This window comes from Dactylosporangium vinaceum, from assembly GCF_019904175.1.
GTDB classification, from domain to species: domain Bacteria; phylum Actinomycetota; class Actinomycetes; order Mycobacteriales; family Micromonosporaceae; genus Dactylosporangium; species Dactylosporangium vinaceum.
On record NZ_CP061913.1, the window covers coordinates 1,358,155 to 1,375,911 of the forward strand.

8 protein-coding genes are annotated in these 17,757 nt (G+C 75.1%); 7 read left to right on the plus strand and 1 reads right to left on the minus strand.

Features of this window, described 5'->3' with window-relative positions; translation table 11 throughout:
• Nucleotides 1–10: 10 nt before the first annotated feature.
• Genes Dvina_RS05945 through Dvina_RS05955 form a run of 3 tightly spaced genes read left to right on the plus strand, consistent with a single transcriptional unit; the run spans nucleotide 11 to nucleotide 3,192 of the window.
• Entirely contained in the window at nucleotides 11–1,066 is a 1,056-nt protein-coding gene (locus Dvina_RS05945; protein WP_223101337.1) for a Gfo/Idh/MocA family protein, read from the plus strand.
• 36 nt (nucleotides 1,067–1,102) lie between these two features.
• Nucleotides 1,103–2,026: an RNA polymerase sigma factor SigJ gene (gene sigJ / locus Dvina_RS05950; protein ID WP_223101338.1), complete on the plus strand. Its 924-nt coding sequence runs from the start codon at nucleotides 1,103–1,105 to the stop codon at nucleotides 2,024–2,026.
• Entirely contained in the window at nucleotides 2,023–3,192 is a 1,170-nt protein-coding gene (locus tag Dvina_RS05955) for a phytoene desaturase family protein (RefSeq protein WP_223101339.1), read from the plus strand. The genes sigJ and Dvina_RS05955 overlap by 4 nt, the downstream gene beginning before the upstream one ends.
• Here the strand turns inward: Dvina_RS05955 and Dvina_RS05960 are convergent.
• A complete protein-coding gene (locus tag Dvina_RS05960; protein ID WP_223101340.1) occupies nucleotides 3,163–4,311 on the minus strand; it encodes a glycosyltransferase in 1,149 nt (382 codons plus the stop codon). The genes Dvina_RS05955 and Dvina_RS05960 overlap by 30 nt on opposite strands.
• Nucleotides 4,312–4,488: 177 nt before the next feature.
• On the opposite strand from Dvina_RS05960, the gene Dvina_RS05965 reads away from it, so the two are divergent.
• From Dvina_RS05965 to Dvina_RS05980, 4 genes are read left to right on the plus strand one after another with little or no spacing between them, the layout of a single operon-like run.
• A complete protein-coding gene (locus Dvina_RS05965; RefSeq protein WP_223101341.1) occupies nucleotides 4,489–12,030 on the plus strand; it encodes a non-ribosomal peptide synthetase in 7,542 nt (2,513 codons plus the stop codon).
• The gene (locus Dvina_RS05970) at nucleotides 12,027–17,273 is read left to right on the plus strand and encodes a non-ribosomal peptide synthetase/MFS transporter (protein ID WP_223101342.1); all 5,247 of its coding nucleotides are present in this window, start codon (nucleotides 12,027–12,029) and stop codon (nucleotides 17,271–17,273) included. Before Dvina_RS05965 ends, Dvina_RS05970 begins: the two co-directional genes overlap by 4 nt.
• Nucleotides 17,270–17,458 carry an MbtH family protein gene (locus Dvina_RS05975; protein ID WP_223101343.1) on the plus strand — a complete coding sequence of 63 codons (189 nt, stop codon included), beginning with the start codon at nucleotides 17,270–17,272 and terminating at the stop codon, nucleotides 17,456–17,458. The genes Dvina_RS05970 and Dvina_RS05975 overlap by 4 nt, the downstream gene beginning before the upstream one ends.
• Nucleotides 17,455–17,751, plus strand: a complete 297-nt coding sequence (locus tag Dvina_RS05980) for a phosphopantetheine-binding protein (RefSeq protein ID WP_223101344.1) — start codon at nucleotides 17,455–17,457, stop codon at nucleotides 17,749–17,751. Before Dvina_RS05975 ends, Dvina_RS05980 begins: the two co-directional genes overlap by 4 nt.
• The last annotated feature ends 6 nt before the right edge of the window (nucleotides 17,752–17,757 follow it).

The following is a 17,757-nucleotide window of genomic DNA, read 5'->3' on the forward strand; positions in this document are numbered from 1 at the left end:
GACTTGGCGCATGAGCGACACCACCCTGCGCGTCGGGCTGATCGGCTACGGTCTGGCCGGGTCGGCGTTCCACGCGCCGCTGATCAGCACCACGCCGGGCCTCGACCTGGCCGCCATCGTGACCGCCGATCCCGGGCGGCGCCAGGCGGCGGCGCAGCGGTACCCCCACAGCCGCATCGTGGAGCGGGCCGAGGACCTCTGGGCCGCCGGTGACCTGGATGCGGTAGTCATCGCCGCGCCGAACCGGACCCACGTGCCGCTCGCCCGGGCGGCGCTGGAGGCCGGGCTCGCCGTCGTCGTCGACAAGCCGTTCGCGCCCTCGTCGGCCGACGGCGAGGAGCTGGCCCGGCTGGCGGCGGAGCGTGACCTGCTGCTGACGGTGTATCAGAACCGCCGCTGGGACGGCGACTTCCGCACCGTGCGCAAGCTGGTCGAGGAGGGCGCGTTCGGGCGGGTGCTGCGGTTCGAGTCGCGGTTCGACCGCTGGCGGCCGGTGCCGAAGGGCGGCTGGCGGGAGAGCGGTGACCCGGCCGAGGCCGGTGGGCTGCTCTACGACCTCGGGAGCCACCTGGTCGACCAGGCGTTGCAGTTGTCCGGACCGGCGATCGAGGTGTACTGCGAGCTGCACACGCGCCGCGCGGGGTTGAGCGTCGACGACGACACGTTCGTCGCGCTCCGGCACGACGGAGACGTCCGGTCGCACCTGTGGATGAACGCGCTCGCGGCCGCGCCCGCGCCGCGGCTGCGCGTGCTGGGTGACCGCGGGGCCTACACCAAGTACGGCCTCGACGTGCAGGAGGACGCCCTGCGGGCCGGTCGCCTGCCGGGCGAGCCGGGCTGGGGCCAGGAGCCCGACGGCGCGTTCGGCGTGTTCACCGACTACGACGGGCAGAGCCGCACGGTGCCGACGCTGCCGGGGGCGTATCCGGACTTCTACGCCGGCCTCGCGGCCGCGCTCGCCGGGGACGCGCCGGCGCCGGTCGACGTGCACGACTCGATCGCCGTGCTCAAGGTGCTGGAGGCGGCCCGCCGCTCGGCGCAGGACCGCGAAGTCGTCCGCCTCTGATGTCACGAAGCCGGCGGCGGTGACGTCTTGACGCGCATGGGCTCCGATGACTTCACCCCACACCGCCGCCGGCTGCTCGACGTCGCCTACCGCATCCTCGGCACGGTCACCGACGCCGAGGACGTCGTCCAGGAGGCGTGGCTGCGCTGGTCGGCCGTGGACCGCTCTGAGGTCGCCAACCCGCAGGCGTTCCTGGTCACGGTGACCACCCGCCTCGCGATCGACCGGCTGCGCCAGGTCCGGGCCCGCCGCGAGGCCTACCCCGGCCCCTGGCTGCCCGAGCTCATCAGCACCCGGCCCGACCCGGCCGACCGGGCCGAGCTGGCCGAGAGCGTCGAGCTGGCGCTCCTGGTCGTCCTGGAGACGCTGTCGCCGTTGGAGCGGGCGGCGTTCGTGCTCCACGAGGCGTTCGGCTTTTCGCACGCCGACATCGCCGGGGTCATCGGCCGCAGCGAGGCCGCCACCAGGCAGCTGGCCCGGCGCGCGCGGGACCACGTGCGCGCGGCCCGCCCGCGCTTCGAGACCGACCGCGGGCAGCGCCGCCGCCTCACCGAGCGGTTCCTCGCGGCCTGTTTCGGCGGTGACCTCGACGGCCTCGTCGAACTGCTCGCCGCCGACGTCCGGCTGGTCAGCGACGGCGGCGGCCGGGCCAAGGCGCCGCTGCGGGTCATCGAGGGCGCCGACCGGGTCGGCCGGTTCCTCACGTCGATCTCCAACGACGACGGCGCCCAGCGCTTCCTGGTGTCGATCGGCCTGCCCACCCCGGCCGAGTTCGCGATCGCGGTCGAGGACGTGAACGGCGGGCCGGCGATCGTCGTGCGGGTCGGGGCGAGGGTCGTGCTGGTCTTTGCCGTCGAGGCGGTGGACGACCGGATCGGGACCGTATTCCTGGTGGCCAACCCCGAGAAGCTGGCCGCGATGTCACGCCCGGGGGAGGGCGCCGCGTCCAACCCGGCATGAACAACTCCATCACCATCGTCGGCGGCGGGGTGGCCGGGCTGACCGCCGCCATCGCGTGCGCCGAGCGCGGCCTGCGGGTCACGCTCCACGAGGCCCATCGGACCCTGGGCGGCCGGGCCAGGTCCACGCCCGGCCCCTACGTCGCGAACGACGGGACGCACGTGCTCTACAGCGACGGGGAGCCCTTCCGCTGGCTCGCCGCCCGGCGCCTGGTCCAGCCCTTCGCCCGCCCCACCGTGGGCGAGCTCGCGCGGCTGCGGTTCCGGCGGGACGGCCGGCTGCGCGCGCTGCCGCCCGCGGCGCTGCTGCGCGCGGTCGCGCACCGCCGCCTGACCGCGCCCGTCGACGAGTCATTCGGCGACTGGTCCGGCCGCCGGTTCGGCCCCGTGGCGACCCGGGCCGCCTGCGGACTGGTCGGCGTGATCACGTACGCCGCCGACCCCGGCGCGCTTTCCGCCGCCTTCGTGTGGGAGCGCGTCCTGCGCGCGACCCGGCCCGGCCGGCCCGCGGTCCGGTACGTCCGCGGCGGCTGGTCGGCGATGGTGGACCGGATGGCCGCCCACGCCCGCTCGCTCGGCGTCCGGATCGCGACGGGCGAACGCGTGGACGCCCGGCCGGCCGGCCCGGTCATCGTGGCCACCGGCCTCGACGCGGCCCGGACCCTGCTCGGCGACGACTCGCTGCGCTGGCCGAGCGGCCGCGCGGTGCTGCTGGACCTCGGGCTGCGGGCCGATCGCCGCGACCCGTTCATGGTGTCGGACCTCGACGCGGGCGGGTTCGTGGAGCGCTACTCGATGCCCGACCCCTCCCTGGCCCCGCCCGGCCACTCCCTGGTGCAGGCCGAGCTGCCGGCCGGCGCCGACGAGCCCCGGCCGGCCGCGACCGCGCGGCTGGAGCAGCTCGTGGACGCCGCGCTGCCCGGCTGGCGGGGCCGGGTCACCTGGCGCCGCGACGCCTTCGCCGGCGCACGCACGGGCGCGCTCGATCGGCCCGGCTCGTCCTGGCGCGACCGCCCGGCGATCGAGCGCGGCGACGGCGTGTGGCTGGCCGGCGACAGCGTGGCCGCACCGGGGATGCTGGCCGAGGTCGCGATCAACTCGGCCCGCACGGCCGCGGAGCTGGCCGCGGTGAAACTTTCAGTTTCGGGTATCGACGCCCTGCGATAGCTGGTTTTCCAGGAAGTCGGCGGCGCGGGCCGGCGCGGCCGCGGTCGACGGCTCGGTGAAGGCGGCCGTGCGGGTGCGGTAGCCCGTGTCGGTGAGCGCCGCCCACAGGCGGTCGGCCACGGACTCGGGGGTCCAGGCGTCGGCCGGCAGCCAGCGGGCCAGGTCGTGGCGGGCCAGGCGGGCGGCGATGTCCGGGCGGTCGGCGCCGTGGGCCAGCAGCACCTGGGGGGTGCCGGAGAGCAGGGCGCGGGCCGCCGTGCCGATGCCGCCGTGGTGCAGGATCGCGCCGCACTGCGGCAGGGCCGACGGGAACGGCAGGCGGGGGTACCACTCGAAGCCCGCGGCCGCCGCCGGGACGGAGGAGGGCGAGACGACCACGACCGGGTGGTCGACAAGGGTCGCGGCGGCCAGGGCGACCTCGTAGTACCGCGGGTGCAGCATCTGGCCCGTCCCGCCCGTGACCAGGATCGGGCGCCCCGGCAGGGCGACGGTGCCGCCGTCCTCGTCGCCGCAGACGAAGCCGGCCAGCGCCGCCTTCGACCGGACCCCGGCCGCGTCGAACCAGCCCGGCCACAGCCCGAGCACCGGCATCCGCAGGAACCCGGGCCAGTCGGCGACCGGCGGCAGCCCGACGCCGGCCCGCACGGCGTCGATGCCCGAGGCCAGGCCCCGGCGGGCGTGCATCGCGGCGATCGGGGCGACCATGACCTGCACCGGAGCGACGGCGACCCACACGGCCGGGGCGCCGAGCAGGTCCGCGGCGACGGGGACCGAGAGGGCCGACGTATGACGACCCACGAGCACCGTTTCGCCGGGTCGGTGCAGCGCCGACAGCAGCGCCACCTCGCGGGCCATCTCCGTGAAGAGCCCGCGCTCGTCGTAGTACCGGCGCAGGTCCTCGGAGCGGCGCACGGCCAGCAGCTCGGGCGTGTGGGCCTGGGTCTCGCGGTAGCGCTCCTCGGTGTCGATGGGCGCGAAGCCGTACGGGGCGTGCCGGGCGAACGGCGCGTGGCTGATGAGGGTCACGTCGTGGCCGCGCCCGGCGAGCTCGGCGCCGATGCGCGCGAAGGGCAGCACGTCGCCGGCCGTGCCGTGCGCGACGAGCAGGAAGACGGCCATGGCGGTGGAGTATGGCCGGGCTCCGGCGGGCCGATCAAGACTGACTTTTCGAGAGATCGAAATGCGTGCACCTTGACGGTCCGTGGCCGCCGTGGTTAGCGTGCCGTCAACTGGAAGCGCTCCCATGACCGCCAAATGCGAGTATTCCGGACTAATCATTCGCGGGGGAAACGATTGATGGTCACGCCTGCTTTAGCGAGCCTTGATCCGGACCGCCGGGCCGCGCTCGACCGGCTGGTCGCCGCCAAGCGGGTCGCCGCCAACGACCCCGTCCCGGTCCGGCCGCGCCCACTCGACGGGCTCGTCCCGTGCTCGCCCGCGCAGCGGCGGATCTGGGTCGCCGACCGGCTCGGCGCGGCCCCGCCGGCCACGTTCGGCCTGCGGCTGCGCGGGCGCCTCGACGTGGCCGCGCTGCGCCGGGCGTTCGCCGTGGTCGCGGACCGCCACGAGGTCATGCGCACGGTGTACGAGGTGGTGGGCGACGGGCCCTGGCAGCGCGTCGGCGGCCGCACCGAGGTCCGCCTGGACGTGCGCGCGGGCGACCCGCACGCGATCGCCGCCGAGGCCGTCCGCGAGCGGTTCGACCTGGCCGCCGGCCCCATCTTCCGGGTCACGCTGATCGAGCAGGGGCCCGACGACCACGTGCTGCTCTTCGTCGGGCACCACATCGCCTTCGACGAGCAGTCGGTCGACCGGGTGCGGCGGGAGGTCGCCCGGGCGTACGCGGGCGAGGACCTCGGCGCCCCGCCCGCGCTGCAGTACGCCGACTACGCCGCCTGGTCCGCCGCCGCGCCCGCGCGCCCGGAGCGGGTCCGGTACTGGCGCGAGCGCCTGGCCGGGCTCGGCGACACCCGCCTGCCATTCGTCCGCGAGCACGCACCGGGCGCCCCGACGCGGGCCCTGCGCCTGCGGCTCGCCCCCGGCACCCTGCAACGGGGGACCACCCCGTTCGTCGCCGTGCTCTCCGCGCTGTCGTGGGCCGTCTCGCAGTACACCCGGGAAAGCGACGTCTGCATCGGGACGGTCTTCTCCGGGCGTCCGCGCCCCGAGCTGGAGCCGGTGGTCGGGTGCTTCCTGAACCCGGTCGCGCTGCGCACCGACCTCGCCGGGGTCCGCGACCTGGCGGAGGTGGTGCGGCGGGTCCGCCGCACGGTCGCCGGGGCGCTGGCGAATGAGACCCCGTTCGAGCTTGTCGGCTCGGGCCGCCCGCTGTTCCGGGTGGCCCTGCACCTGCACCAGCCGCCCGGCGCGGGTGTGCAGTGGCCGGGGCTGCGCAGCGAGGTGTGGCACCACGACGTGCCCGGCATCGCGCCCGACCTGGTCGTCGAGGCCACCCCGCACCCCGACGGGGGCGCCGAGCTGGCGTTGCGCTACTGCGACCTCGAACCGGCCACCCTGGAGCACTTCGCCGCCCGCGTCCGCGCGCTGGCCGAGGGGCGCCCGGCCGAGTCGCCGCGGGTGACGTACTGGCGCCGGGACCCCCGCACCGTCCTGGACCTGATCGACGCCCAGGCCGCCCGCACGCCGGGCGCCGTCGCGCTGGAGACGGCCGACGGGCAGACCCGCACCTACGCCGAGCTCATGGCCAATGTGGACAGGCGCGCGGCCGGTGTCACCGAGAAGCTCACGACAATCGCCCTGCGCCGCACGCCCGAGCTGGTGGAGGAGGTGCTGGCGGTCTGGCGGGCCGGTGCGGCGTACGTGCCGGTCGACCCCGACTACCCGCCCGCGCGCCAGGAGCTGATCCGCGCGGACGCGCGCGCCGGCGACCCGGGCGCGGGCGTGGCGTATGTGCTGCACACCTCCGGCTCCACCGGCCGGCCCAAGGGCGTGATCGTCGAGCACCACGCGCTCACGAACTTCGTCCTGGACATGGCCGCGCGGCTGGAGTCGCGGCCCGAGCACCGCTGGCTCGCGGTCACCTCGCTCAACTTCGACATCGCCGGCCTGGAGCTGTTCCTGCCGCTCGTCACCGGGGGCCGTATCGTCCTGGCCGATGAGGAGGCCCAGCGCGACGGGCACCGCCTCGACGCGCTCATCGCCCGGGCCGGCGTCACGCACGTGCAGACCACGCCGTCGCGCTGGCGGCTGCTGCTGGCCGCGGGCTTCGACCGGCCGGACGTGACGGCGCTCGTCGGCGGCGAGGCACTCCCGCTCGAGCTGGCCCGGGAGCTGCGGGCGAAGAGCCGCTCGACGCTCAACGTCTACGGGCCGACGGAGACCACGATCTGGTCGGCGGCCTGGCCGGTCCCCGCCGACCCGGGCGAGGTGCTGATCGGCGGGCCTGTCGCCTACACCCACATCCGCATCTGCGACGAGGACGGCCACGAGGTCCCGACCGGCGCCATCGGCGAGCTGTGCATCGGCGGGCTCGGCGTGGCCCGGGGCTACCTCGGCCGCCCGGCCCTGACCGCCGAGCGGTTCCGGCCCGACCCGTGGGGCGCGCCCGGGAGCCGCCTCTACCGCACCGGCGACCTCGCCCGCTGGGCGTTTCCGGCGACCGGGGCCTCATCGGGGCGGACGCCGCCGGCGGGCGGCGGCCCCGACGCTCAGCTGCGCTTCCTGGGCCGGGCCGACAACCAGATCAAGCTGGCCGGCCACCGCATCGAGCTCGGCGAGATCGAGGCCCACCTGGCCGCGCTGCCGGGCGTGCGCCAGGCCGCGGTCGCGGTGCGCGGCGACCGCCTGATCGCCTATCTGGTCGGCGCGCCCGAGCGCAACGACCTGGCCGAGAAGCTCCCCGGCTACATGATCCCGAGGGTGTACCGCCAGATCGATGCGCTGCCCCTGACGCCCAACGGGAAGCTGGACCGGGCCGCGCTGCCCGACCCCGAGCCGGTCACCGGCACCGGGGTGGCCCCGCGGACCCCCACCGAGCGCCTGGTCGCCGAGGTCTGGGCGGCCGCCCTCGAGCGCGCCGACATCGGCGTCGACGACGACTTCTTCGCCCTCGGCGGCCACTCACTGCCGGCGATGACGGTGGCCGCCCGGCTCTCCGTCGCCTGCGGATACGAGGTCGCGGTCCGCACCGTGTTCGCGAACCCGACGGTGGCCGCCCTCGCCGCCGCCGTCGACGAGCTCCTCGACGCGCCCGACCGCACCCGCGACGTCCCGGTCGAGCCGCGCCCCGATCCCGCCGCCCCGGCCCCGCTCTCGCCGGCACAGCTGCGACTGTGGTTCCTGCAGGTCCTGCAGCCGGACGACGCCGCCTACAACATGACGCTCGTCTACCGCCTCCGCGGCCCCCTCGACCCGCACCGCCTCCGGTCCGCGCTGGAAGCGGTCGTCGAGCGCCACGACACGCTGCGCACCCGCTTCTTCGAGCGTGACGGCGAGCCCGCGCAGGCCGTCACCGATCGCCGCCCGGTCCTCGAGCTCGGGTCGCTCGAGGACGTACCCCAGTGGACCAATCGCCCCTTCGACCTCACCTCCGGCCTGCTCCTGCGGGCCGGGCTGGTGGTGGAGGGCCCCGAGCGGCACGTGCTCTGCCTCGTGATGCACCACATCGCCGGCGACGGGCGCTCGCTCGGCATCCTCACCGAGGAGCTCCGGGCGGCCTACGCCGGCGGGCAACTGCCGAAGCTCCCGGTCTCGTACTGCGACTTCGCTGTCTGGCAGCGCGCGCGGGGCGATGCGCGGGACCTGGCGTACTGGACCCGGCGGCTGCGGGACGTGCCCCACCTCGATCTGCCCACCGACCGTCCCCGCCCGGCCGTGCAGACCTCGCGGGGCGCGTTCGCCCGCCTCCGCCTCGGCCCGGCCCTCGTCGCGGCCCTGGACCGCCTCGGCGGCGAGCACGGCTGCACGCCGTTCATGGTGCTGCTCGCCGGCTATCAGGCGCTCCTCGCCCGCCACACCGGCCAGACCGACATCAGCGTCGGCACCTCCGTCTCCGACCGGGCCCGCCCGGAGCTGAGCGGGCTCATCGGGATGTTCGTCAACACGCTCGTCCTGCGCACCGACCTCGGCGGCGACCCCACGTTCGCCGAGCTGCTGGGCCGGGTCCGGGAGGTCGCCCTCGGCGCGTACGCCCACCCCGAGATCCCGTTCGAGCGCCTGGCCGCCGAGCTCGACCTGCCCCGCGACCCGTCCCGGACCGAGCTGTTCCAGACCATGCTCATCCTGCACACCGAGGAGGGGGCGGGCACCGACCTGCTGCCCGGCCTGGTCGCCGACTACGCCGAGGACGGGGTGGCCCAGGCGAAGTTCGACCTCATGCTCGACGCCTGGCGCGAGCCGGACGGGCTGCAGCTCTCCCTGAACTACCGCACCGACCTCTTCGACGCCGCCACCGCCACCCGGCTTCTGGACCGCTTCTCGCGCCTGCTGACCGCGGTCGCCGCCGCCCCGCAGCGCCGCCTGTCCACTGTGGACCTGCTGGACGACGGCGAGCGGAAGGCGTTGCTGTCGCTCGGCTCCGGGCCCGCGGGTGACGCTCCGGACGTGGTGGCGCTGGTGGCGGGTCGACAGCCGGCCGCGACCGCCGTCTCCTGCGGCGACGGGCACCTCTCCTACGGCGAGCTCAACGATCGGGCGGCGCGCCTGGCCGGTTGGCTGCGCGGGCAGGGTGTGCGCCCCGACGATCGCGTGGCCGTGCACATGCCCCGGTCCATCGACCTCATCGTCGCCCTGCTCGCCGTCCTGCGGGCGGGAGCCGCCTACGTCCCCATCGACCCGGGCTACCCCGCGGCCCGAAATGCGCTGCTGGCCGACGGCTGCGTGCTGACCATCACCGAGGCCGAGGTCCGCGCCGCGGTCGGGGCCGGTATGCCACTGCGGCTCGACGAGTCCACTGTGGAGCCCGCGAGCCTCGCCTACGTCATCTACACGTCCGGCTCGACCGGCACGCCGAAAGGCGTCGGGATCACCCGCGGCGCCCTGAACTCGCGGGTCGCCTGGATGCGCGCCCGCTACGCGCTCACCCCCGCCGACGCCGTCGCCCAGTTCGCCACCGTCAGCTTCGACACCCACATCGAGGAGGTGTGGCCGACACTCACCACCGGCGCGCGCCTCGTGCTGCTCCCGCCCGGCGAGGACCTCCCCGAACTCCTCGCCCGGGAGCCCGTCACCGTCCTCGACCTGCCCACGCCCTACTGGCACGAGCTCGTCGGCACCACACACTGGCCCGAAACGCTGCGGCTGCTCATCCTCGGCGCCGACACCGTCCGCGCCGACAAGCTCGCCGCCTGGCACGCCGAGAACGGCGACCGGGTCGAGCTGCTGAACACCTACGGACCCACGGAAACCACAGTCATCGCCACCACCGGCGCCCTCGGGCCCGGCGAAACCTCGATCGGGACGCCGATCGCCGGCACCCGCGTGTACATCCTCGACGAGCACCAGCGGCTCGCCCCGGCCGGCGTGGCCGGCGAACTCTGCATCGCCGGCGACGGCGTGGCCCGCGGCTACCTCGGCGATCCGGGGCGCACGGCGGAACGGTTCCGGCCCGACCCGTACGGGCCGGCCGGCCGCCGCCTCTACCGCAGCGGCGACCGGGCCCGCTGGCGCCCCGACGGGCGGCTCGAGTTCCTCGGGCGGCTCGACGACCAGGTGAAGATCCGCGGCTACCGGGTCGAGCCCGGCGAGGTCGAGACGGTGCTCGGCGGCCGGCCCGGCGTGCGGCAGGCCGCAGTGGTCGTCCGCGACGGCGCGCTCGTGGCCTACGCGGCCGGTGAGGGGCTCGAACCGGCCCGCCTCCGCGCCGACCTCGCCGAGCGGCTGCCGGCGTTCCTCGTGCCGACACACCTCGTGGTGCTGGAGCGGATCCCGCTCACCGCCAACGGGAAGGTCGACCGGGCAGCGCTGCCCGCGCCGGTCGCGGCCGGCGGAGGGTACGTCGCCCCGCGCACACCCGCCGAGGACCTCGTCGCCCAGATCTGGGGCGGCGTCCTCGGCGTCGAGCGGGTCGGGGCGCTCGACGACTTCTTCGCCCTGGGCGGGCACTCGCTGCTGGCCATCGCGGCCGTCGCCCGGCTCTGCGCGGCCACCGGGCGCGACGTGCCCGTGCGGGCGCTGTTCCTGACCCCCACCGTCGCCGGGCTCGCCGCCGAGCTCGACAGGTACCGGGCCGAGGCGCCGGTGACCCGGCTGGGCCGGCGCCGTGGGCCGCTCTCCTACGGCCAGCAGCGGCTCTGGTTCCTGCACCAGCTCGACCCGGCCGACGCGTCCTACAACATCGCCGTCGCCTACCGGCTGCTCGGCCCGCTCGACCGGGAGCGGCTCGAGGCGGCGCTCAACACCGTCGTCGCGCGCCACGAATCCCTGCGGACCCGGTTCCTCGCCGGGGACGACGAGCCGGTCGCCGAGGTCACCGACGCCCGGCTGGAGCTGCGGCCCGCGAACGACATCGCGGCCCTGACCAACGCGCCGTTCGACCTCGAGTCCGGGCTGCTGCTGCGGGCCGGGCTCATCGCGAACGCACCCGACGACCACGTGCTGTGCCTGGTCGTCCACCACATCGCGGCCGACGGGCGGTCCCTCGGCGTGCTCGTCGACGAGCTCCGCGGCGCCTACGCCGGCGACGAGCTCGAGGCGCTGCCCGTCCAGTACGGCGACTTCAGCGTCTGGCAGCGGCAGCGGGTCGAGAGCGACATGCTCGAGTACTGGCGCGGGCAGCTCGCCGGCGCCCCGATCCTCGACATCCCCACCGATCACCCGCGGCCCGAGATGGCGGCGTCCGGCGGTGACTTCGTCGTCCACGACCTGCCGGCCAGCCTCGCCACCGGCGTGCGCCGCATCGCCGCCGAGGCGCACTGCACGCCGTTCATGGTGCTGCTGTCCGTGTACGAGGTACTCCTCGCCCGGCTCACCGGCCAGGACGACTTCTGCGTCGGCACGCCCATCGAGAACCGGCCCCGGGTCGAGGTCGCCGATCTCATCGGGTTCTTCGTCAACACGCTCGCGCTGCGGGCCGACCTGGCCGGCGACCCGACGTTCCGGGCGCTGCTGGGGCGGTCCCGGGACACGGCGCTGGCCGCGTACGCGCACCAGGACGTGCCGTTCGACAGGCTCCTCGCCGCCGTCGACGTGCCCCGGCGGCTCGACCGGACCCCGCTGTTCCAGACCATGTTCACCCTGCACACCGAGGAGGCGGCCGGCACCGACGTGCTGCCCGGCGTCACGGCGACCTTCCACGATCCCCGGGTGCGCCAGGTCAAGTACGAGCTCAGCCTCGACCTGTGGCGCAGCGCCGACGGGCTGCGGATCGTCCTGGGGTATCGCACCGACCTCTTCGACCGCGCCACCGCCGAGCACCTCGCCCACCGGTTCGAGGCCCTCGCCACGGCGCTGCTGTCCAACCCCGACCAGCCGCTGTCGAGCGTCGACGCCGGGGGTGACGCCGACGCCCGGGCCGCCCTGCTGCGCTCGGTCCGCCGGCCGCGGACCGCGGACCCGACGACCGGCGCGACAGCATACGTCCCGCCGCGCGACGCCGCGGAGGAGCTCGTCGCCGGGGTCTGGTGTGAGGTGCTCGGGGTCGACCGGGTCGGTGTGCACGACGACTTCTTCACCATCGGCGGGCACTCGCTGCTGGCGATGAAGGTCGTCGGGCGGCTGCGCGCGGCCACCGGCACGGCCGTCCCGCTGCGGACCATGTTCAGCCACCCCGACCTGGCCGGCCTGGCCGCCGCCGTGGAGGAGCTCATCGTGGCCGACCTCGACGCGCTTTCCGACGACGAGGTGGCCGCGCTGCTGGCGACCGACGGGGAGGGTACATGACCACGCTGTCCGCCGACCGCCGGGCGCTGCTGGAGCGGCGGCTCAAAGGCCGCGCCACGAACGCCGTCCCCGCGCACGACGGGCCGGCGCCGCTGTCGTTCGCACAGGAGCGGTTCTGGTTCCTGGAGCAGCTCGCCCCCGGCAACACCGCGGCCGTCATCCCGATCGTCATGCGCCTGCACGGCGCCCTCGACGCCGAGCGCCTGGCCGCCGCGATCACCGGGGTCGTGGCCCGGCACGAGCCGCTGCACAGCCGGTTCGTGGACGCGGGCGACGGGAAGCCGCAGCTGTGCATCGACCCGCCCGGCCCGGTCGCGCTGCCGACGATCCCACGCGCCGGCCTCGAGGCGTTCCTGGCCGAGCCGTTCGACCTGGCCACCGGCCCGCTCATCCGCCCGGCCCTGGTCGCGCTGGCCGCGGACGACCACCTGCTCGCCATCGCCGTGCACCACATCGCCACCGACGGCTGGTCGATGGACCGGTTCGCGGCCGAGGTCACCGCGCTGTACGCCGGGGAGGCCCTGCCCCCGCTGCCGGTCCGCTACCGGGACTTCGCCGCCTGGCAGCGGGCGAACACCGGCCTGGGTGCCGACGTCGAGTTCTGGCGGACCACGCTGGCCGGCGTCGAGCCGCTCGACCTGCCCACCGATCACCCGCGCCCGGCCCGGCAGACGTTCAACGGGGCCGAGCACAGCTTCGCCGTCGGCCTGCGCGACGAGCTCCACGCGCTCGCCCGCGACAACGGCGTCACGCTGCACATGGTGCTGCTGGCCGCGTTCCAGGCGGTGCTGGGCCGGCTGACCGGGCAGACCGAGTTCGCCGTCGGCTCGCCGGTGGCCGGGCGGCAGCGGCCGGAGCTGGAGAAGCTCATCGGCATGTTCGTCAACACGGTCCCCGTGCGCGCGCCGCTCGGCGGTGACCCGACGTTCGCCGAGCTGCTCGGGCGGGTGAAGGACGTGTGCCTGGACGGGTACCAACACCAGGATCTGCCCTTCGAACAGCTGGTCCAGGAGCTCAAGGTCCCGCGGGACGTGCGGCGCTCGCCGGTGTTCCAGGCGCTCTTCGCGCTGCAGAACTACGACGAGCACGAGGGCCGGACAGCTACCGGCAAGGACCTGGGCGGGCTGACCCTCGGCCACTGGCCCGCGCCGGTCTGCGCGACCCGGTTCGAGCTGGAGCTGTACGTCAAGGAGGCCTCCGGAGAGCTGTGGGCGACTGTCGTCCACAACACGGACCTGTTCGCGCCCGACACCGCGATCCGCCTCGCCGGGCACTTCCGGCGCTTCCTCGCGGCGGTGGTCGCCGACCCGCGCCAGCGACTGTCCGATGTAGACCTGCTCGACCCGCAGGAGCAGGCGGTGGTACTGCCGCCGCCCGAGCCGATCGACCTGCCGCCGACCACGGTGCCGGCGCTCATCGCGGCGCGGATGGCGGCCCAGCCGGGCGCGGTCGCTGTCACGTTCGGCGGCAAGCACCTGACCTACGGCGAGCTGGACGAGCGCTCGGCCCGCCTCGCCGCCCGCATCCCGCGCGGAAGCCTCGTCGCGGTCACCGCCCAGCGCTCGTTCGACCTCGTCGTCGCGCTGCTGGCGATCCTGCGGGCCGGGGCCGCCTACGTGCCGCTGGACCCCGAGTATCCGGCCGAGCGCCTCGAGTTCATGCGGGCCGACTGCGGTGCGCGGCCCCTGGAGGAGCTCACCGCGGAGGGCGACGGCTTCACCGGGCCCGGCCTCGACGACATCGCGTACGTCATCTACACCAGCGGCTCGACCGGGCGGCCCAAGGGCGTGCCCAACACCCACCGCGCCCTGCTCAACCGGCTCGACTGGATGCAGCGCCGGTTCGGCCTCGGCCCCGGCGACGCGGTGCTGCAGAAGACCCCGGCCGGCTTCGACGTGTCGGTCTGGGAGTTCTTCTGGCCGCTCATGGCCGGGGCCCGGCTGGTGCTGGCGGCGCCGGGCGGGCACCGCGACGCCGAATACCTGCGCGACCTGATCCGGGCCGAGCAGGTCACCACCGTGCACTTCGTCCCGTCGATGCTCGCCGTCTTCCTGGCCACCGAGGACGTCGCCGACTGCACCTCGCTGCGCACCATCGTCTGCAGCGGCGAGGCGCTCCCGGCCGACCTCGCCCGCCGCTGCCTGGCCACGTTCCGCGCCGGACACCCAGTCTCCCTGCACAACCTCTACGGCCCGACCGAGGCCGCGATCGACGTCTCGGCCTGGCACTGCGACGGCGACGCCCTGGCCGGCCTGGCCCGGGTCCCGATCGGCGCCCCGATCCAGAACGTCGCCCTGTATGTCCTCGACGACCACCTGCGCCCCGCGCCCGTCGGCGTCCCCGGCCAGCTGTTCATCGCCGGGATCGCCCTCGCGCGGGGGTACCACCGCCGCCCGGCCCTGACCGCCGAGAAGTTTCGGCCCGACCCCTACGGCCCGCCCGGCGCCCGGATGTACGCCACCGGCGACCGCGCCCGCCGCCGGCCCGACGGCACCATCGACTTCCTCGGCCGCCTCGACACCCAGGTCAAGCTGCGCGGCCTGCGCATCGAGCTCGGCGAGGTCGAGGCGGCCATCCGCTCGGCGCCCGCGGTGCAGGACGCGGCGGTCGTGGTGCTCGACGACCGGCTCGTCGGCTACGTTGTCGGCGCCGACCCCGGCCTCGACCTGCGGGCGCTGCTGCAGAAGACCCTGCCCGACTACATGGTGCCGTCGGCGTTCGTGCCCCTCGACGCGCTGCCGCTCACCCCGAACGGCAAGCTCGACCGCGGGGCCCTGCCCGCCCCGACCGTCACCCGCCGGGCCGGCGTCGAGTTCGTCGAGCCGGCCACCGACGCCGAGCGGATCGTCGCGGGCGTCTGGCAGGAGCTGCTCCCGGTCGAGCGGGTCGGGGCGGCCGACGACTTCTTCGACCTCGGCGGCCACTCGCTCATCGCCACCCAGGTCGTCGCCCGGCTGCGCCGGCACGGGGCGGCGGTGTCGGTGCTCGACGTGTTCCAGTACAAGACCGTCCGCGAGCTGGCCCGGCTGCTGTCGCCGGACGCCGACCGGGGCCCGCGGCGGCTGCTCTACGAACTGACCAAGCCGCAGCCGCCGCAGGTGCGGGTGGGCTCGATCGTGGCGGTGCCGTACGGCGGCGGCAGCGCCGTCGTCTACCAGCCCCTGGCCGACGCGCTGCCGGCCGGCTGGGCGCTGCACGCGGTCGCCATCCCCGGCCAGGACATCGGCGTGCGCGAGGAGGCGCTCCCGTTCGAGGAGCTGGCCACCCGGCTCACCGCCGAGGTCCTGGAGCGGGTCGAGGGGCCGCTCATCGTCTACGGCCACTGCGGCGTCGGCTCGTCGGTCGCGGTCGAGCTGGCCCGGCGCCTGGAGGCGGCCGGCCGGACCGTCGACGCCGTCTACATCGGCGCCGTGTTCCCGTTCGCCCGCCCGACCGGCCGGTTCAGCGGGCTGCTGGCCAGGCTGGCCGGGCGCGAGGCGCTGCTGTCCAACCGGGTGTACGAGAACTGGCTGCGCTCGATGGGCGTGGAGATGGCCGAGTTCGACCGGGACGAGGCCGACCTCATCATCCGCAACATGCGCGAGCACACCCGGCTGGCCGAGGAGTACTTCACCGGCCTGTTCGCGTCGCAGGCCGCGCCGATCAGGGCGCCGATCGTCTCCGTGGTCGGCAGCCAGGACACCCAGACCGAGTTCTACCAGGAGCGCTACCGGGAGTGGCACTTCCTGACCGGCGACACCGCGCTCGTCGTGCTCGACGAGGCCGGCCACTTCTTCCTGAAGTACCGCGCCGAGGAGCTGTCCCGGATCGTCACCGAGGTGCACCGCACCGGTGAACAGGTGCGCGACCCGGACGGCGGCTGGGAGGTGGCCGCCCGGTCCTCCACGCTCGAGCGGATCGACGGGCCCGAGCCGTCACTGGGGCGCTTCATGGCGGTCGCGGCCGGGCAGCTGGTCTCGATCATCGGGTCCGCGCTCACCGAGTTCGCACTGCCGCTCTGGATCTACCTGCAGACCGGCTCGCTCGTGCGGTTCGCGGTCTTCGCGGTCCTCGGCCTCGTCCCCGGCATGCTCGTCGCCCCCTTCGCCGGGGCCGTCGTCGACCGCTTCGACCGCCGCAAGGTCATGCTGGCCGGCGACCTGGGCGCCGGGGCCAGCCAGGCCGTGCTGCTCGCGCTCGCGCTGGCCGGCTCGCTGCGGGTCGGCCACGTGTACGTCCTGCTCGTCGTGCTGTCCGTGGCGCTCACGTTCCAGCGGCTGGCGTTCTCGTCGGCGGTGCCGCAGCTGGTGCCCAAGCGGTATCTGGGCCACGCGAACGGCATGGTGCAGCTCAGCTTCGGCGCCGGGCAGTTCCTGGTCCCGCTCGTGGCGGCCGGGCTCATGGCGACCGTCGGGCTGCGCGGCGTGCTGCTCCTCGACGTCGTCAGCTACGTGGCCGCGGTCGGTGTCACGCTCGCCGTGCGGTTTCCGAAGACCCTGGCCTGGGCCCGGCGCGAGTCGTTCTGGCAGGAGGTCGTGGGCGGATGGCGCTACGCGCTCGGCGCCGGCGGCCTCCGCCCGGTCCTGGTCTTCTTCGCCGTGCTCAACCTGTTCATGACCCCGCTGTTCCTGCTGATCTCGCCGCTGGTGCTGTCGTTCGCCGACCTCGGCGCGGTGGCCCGGGTGAGCATGGCCGGCGGCCTCGGCGCCGTCGCCGGCGGGCTGCTCATGAGCTTCTGGGGTGGGCCGCGCCGGCACCGGGTCCGCGGGATGCTCCTGGTCGTGCTCGGGCTCGCCCTGTGCAGCGCCCTGCCCGGGCTGCGGCCGAGCGAGATCCTGGTCGCGGCGGGCGCGCTCGGCATGTCGCTCGGGCTGACCCTGGCCAACGGCGTCTACACGACGATCGTCCAGGTGAAGGTGCCGCAGCGCTTCCACGGCCGGGTCTTCGCGGTCAACACCGTCATCGCCTTCTCCACCATCCCGATCGGCTACGCGGTCGTGGCCCCGCTCGGCAGCCGCCTGCTCGACCCGCTGCTGGCTCCGGGCGGCGCCCTCGCGGACAGCGTCGGCGCGCTGATCGGCACCGGCCCCGGGCGCGGCACCGCGCTGCTGTTCCTGGTGCTGGCGGCCGTGATGGTGGGGCAGGTGCTGGTGTCGCTGCGGCTGCCGAGCCTGGCCCGCTTCGACGAGCGGGTGCCCGACGCGGCCCCCGACGATCTGATCGGCGCGCAGGTCCGACGAGCCCGAAAGGAGCAGAGCCAGTGACGAACCCGGATGAATACGTCGTCGTGCTCAACGACGAGGAGCAGTACTCGATCTGGCCCGCCGACGACGCCCTGCCCGCGGGGTGGCGCGCGGAGGGCATGCGGGGACCGAAGCAGGAGTGTCTGGAGCACATCGACGCGGTCTGGACCGACATGCGACCGGCCAGTCTCCGGGGGCGACAGTGACACCTGACGAGACAGCCGTCGCGCGGATCTGGACCGACCTCGGGCTGCGGCCGGCGACGGTCGAGGACGACTTCTTCGACCTGGGCGGCGAGTCGCTCGTGCTCGTCGGGTTCCTGGCCCGGGTGCAGGCGGAGATGGGCCTGGAGCTGCCGGTCGACGAGCTGTTCGACGAGGACCTCACGGTCGCGGCGGCGGCCCGGGCGATCGAGCGGACCCGGCTCGCCGCGGCCATGGCCGAGCTCGACGGGATGAGCGACGCCGAGGTGGCCGCGCTGCTGAGCCGGGCCGAGTGACATGCG

Excerpts from the sequence above, each read along its gene's own strand:
- Dvina_RS05960 (WP_223101340.1), bottom strand. The coding sequence starts at position 4,311 with ATGGCCGTCTTCCTGCTCGTCGCGCACGGCACGGCCGGCGACGTGCTG.
- Dvina_RS05965 (WP_223101341.1), top strand. The coding sequence starts at position 4,489 with ATGGTCACGCCTGCTTTAGCGAGCCTTGATCCGGACCGCCGGGCCGCG.
- sigJ (WP_223101338.1), top strand. The coding sequence starts at position 1,103 with ATGGGCTCCGATGACTTCACCCCACACCGCCGCCGGCTGCTCGACGTC.
- Dvina_RS05955 (WP_223101339.1), top strand. The coding sequence starts at position 2,023 with ATGAACAACTCCATCACCATCGTCGGCGGCGGGGTGGCCGGGCTGACC.
- Dvina_RS05970 (WP_223101342.1), top strand. The coding sequence starts at position 12,027 with ATGACCACGCTGTCCGCCGACCGCCGGGCGCTGCTGGAGCGGCGGCTC.
- Dvina_RS05945 (WP_223101337.1), top strand. The coding sequence starts at position 11 with ATGAGCGACACCACCCTGCGCGTCGGGCTGATCGGCTACGGTCTGGCC.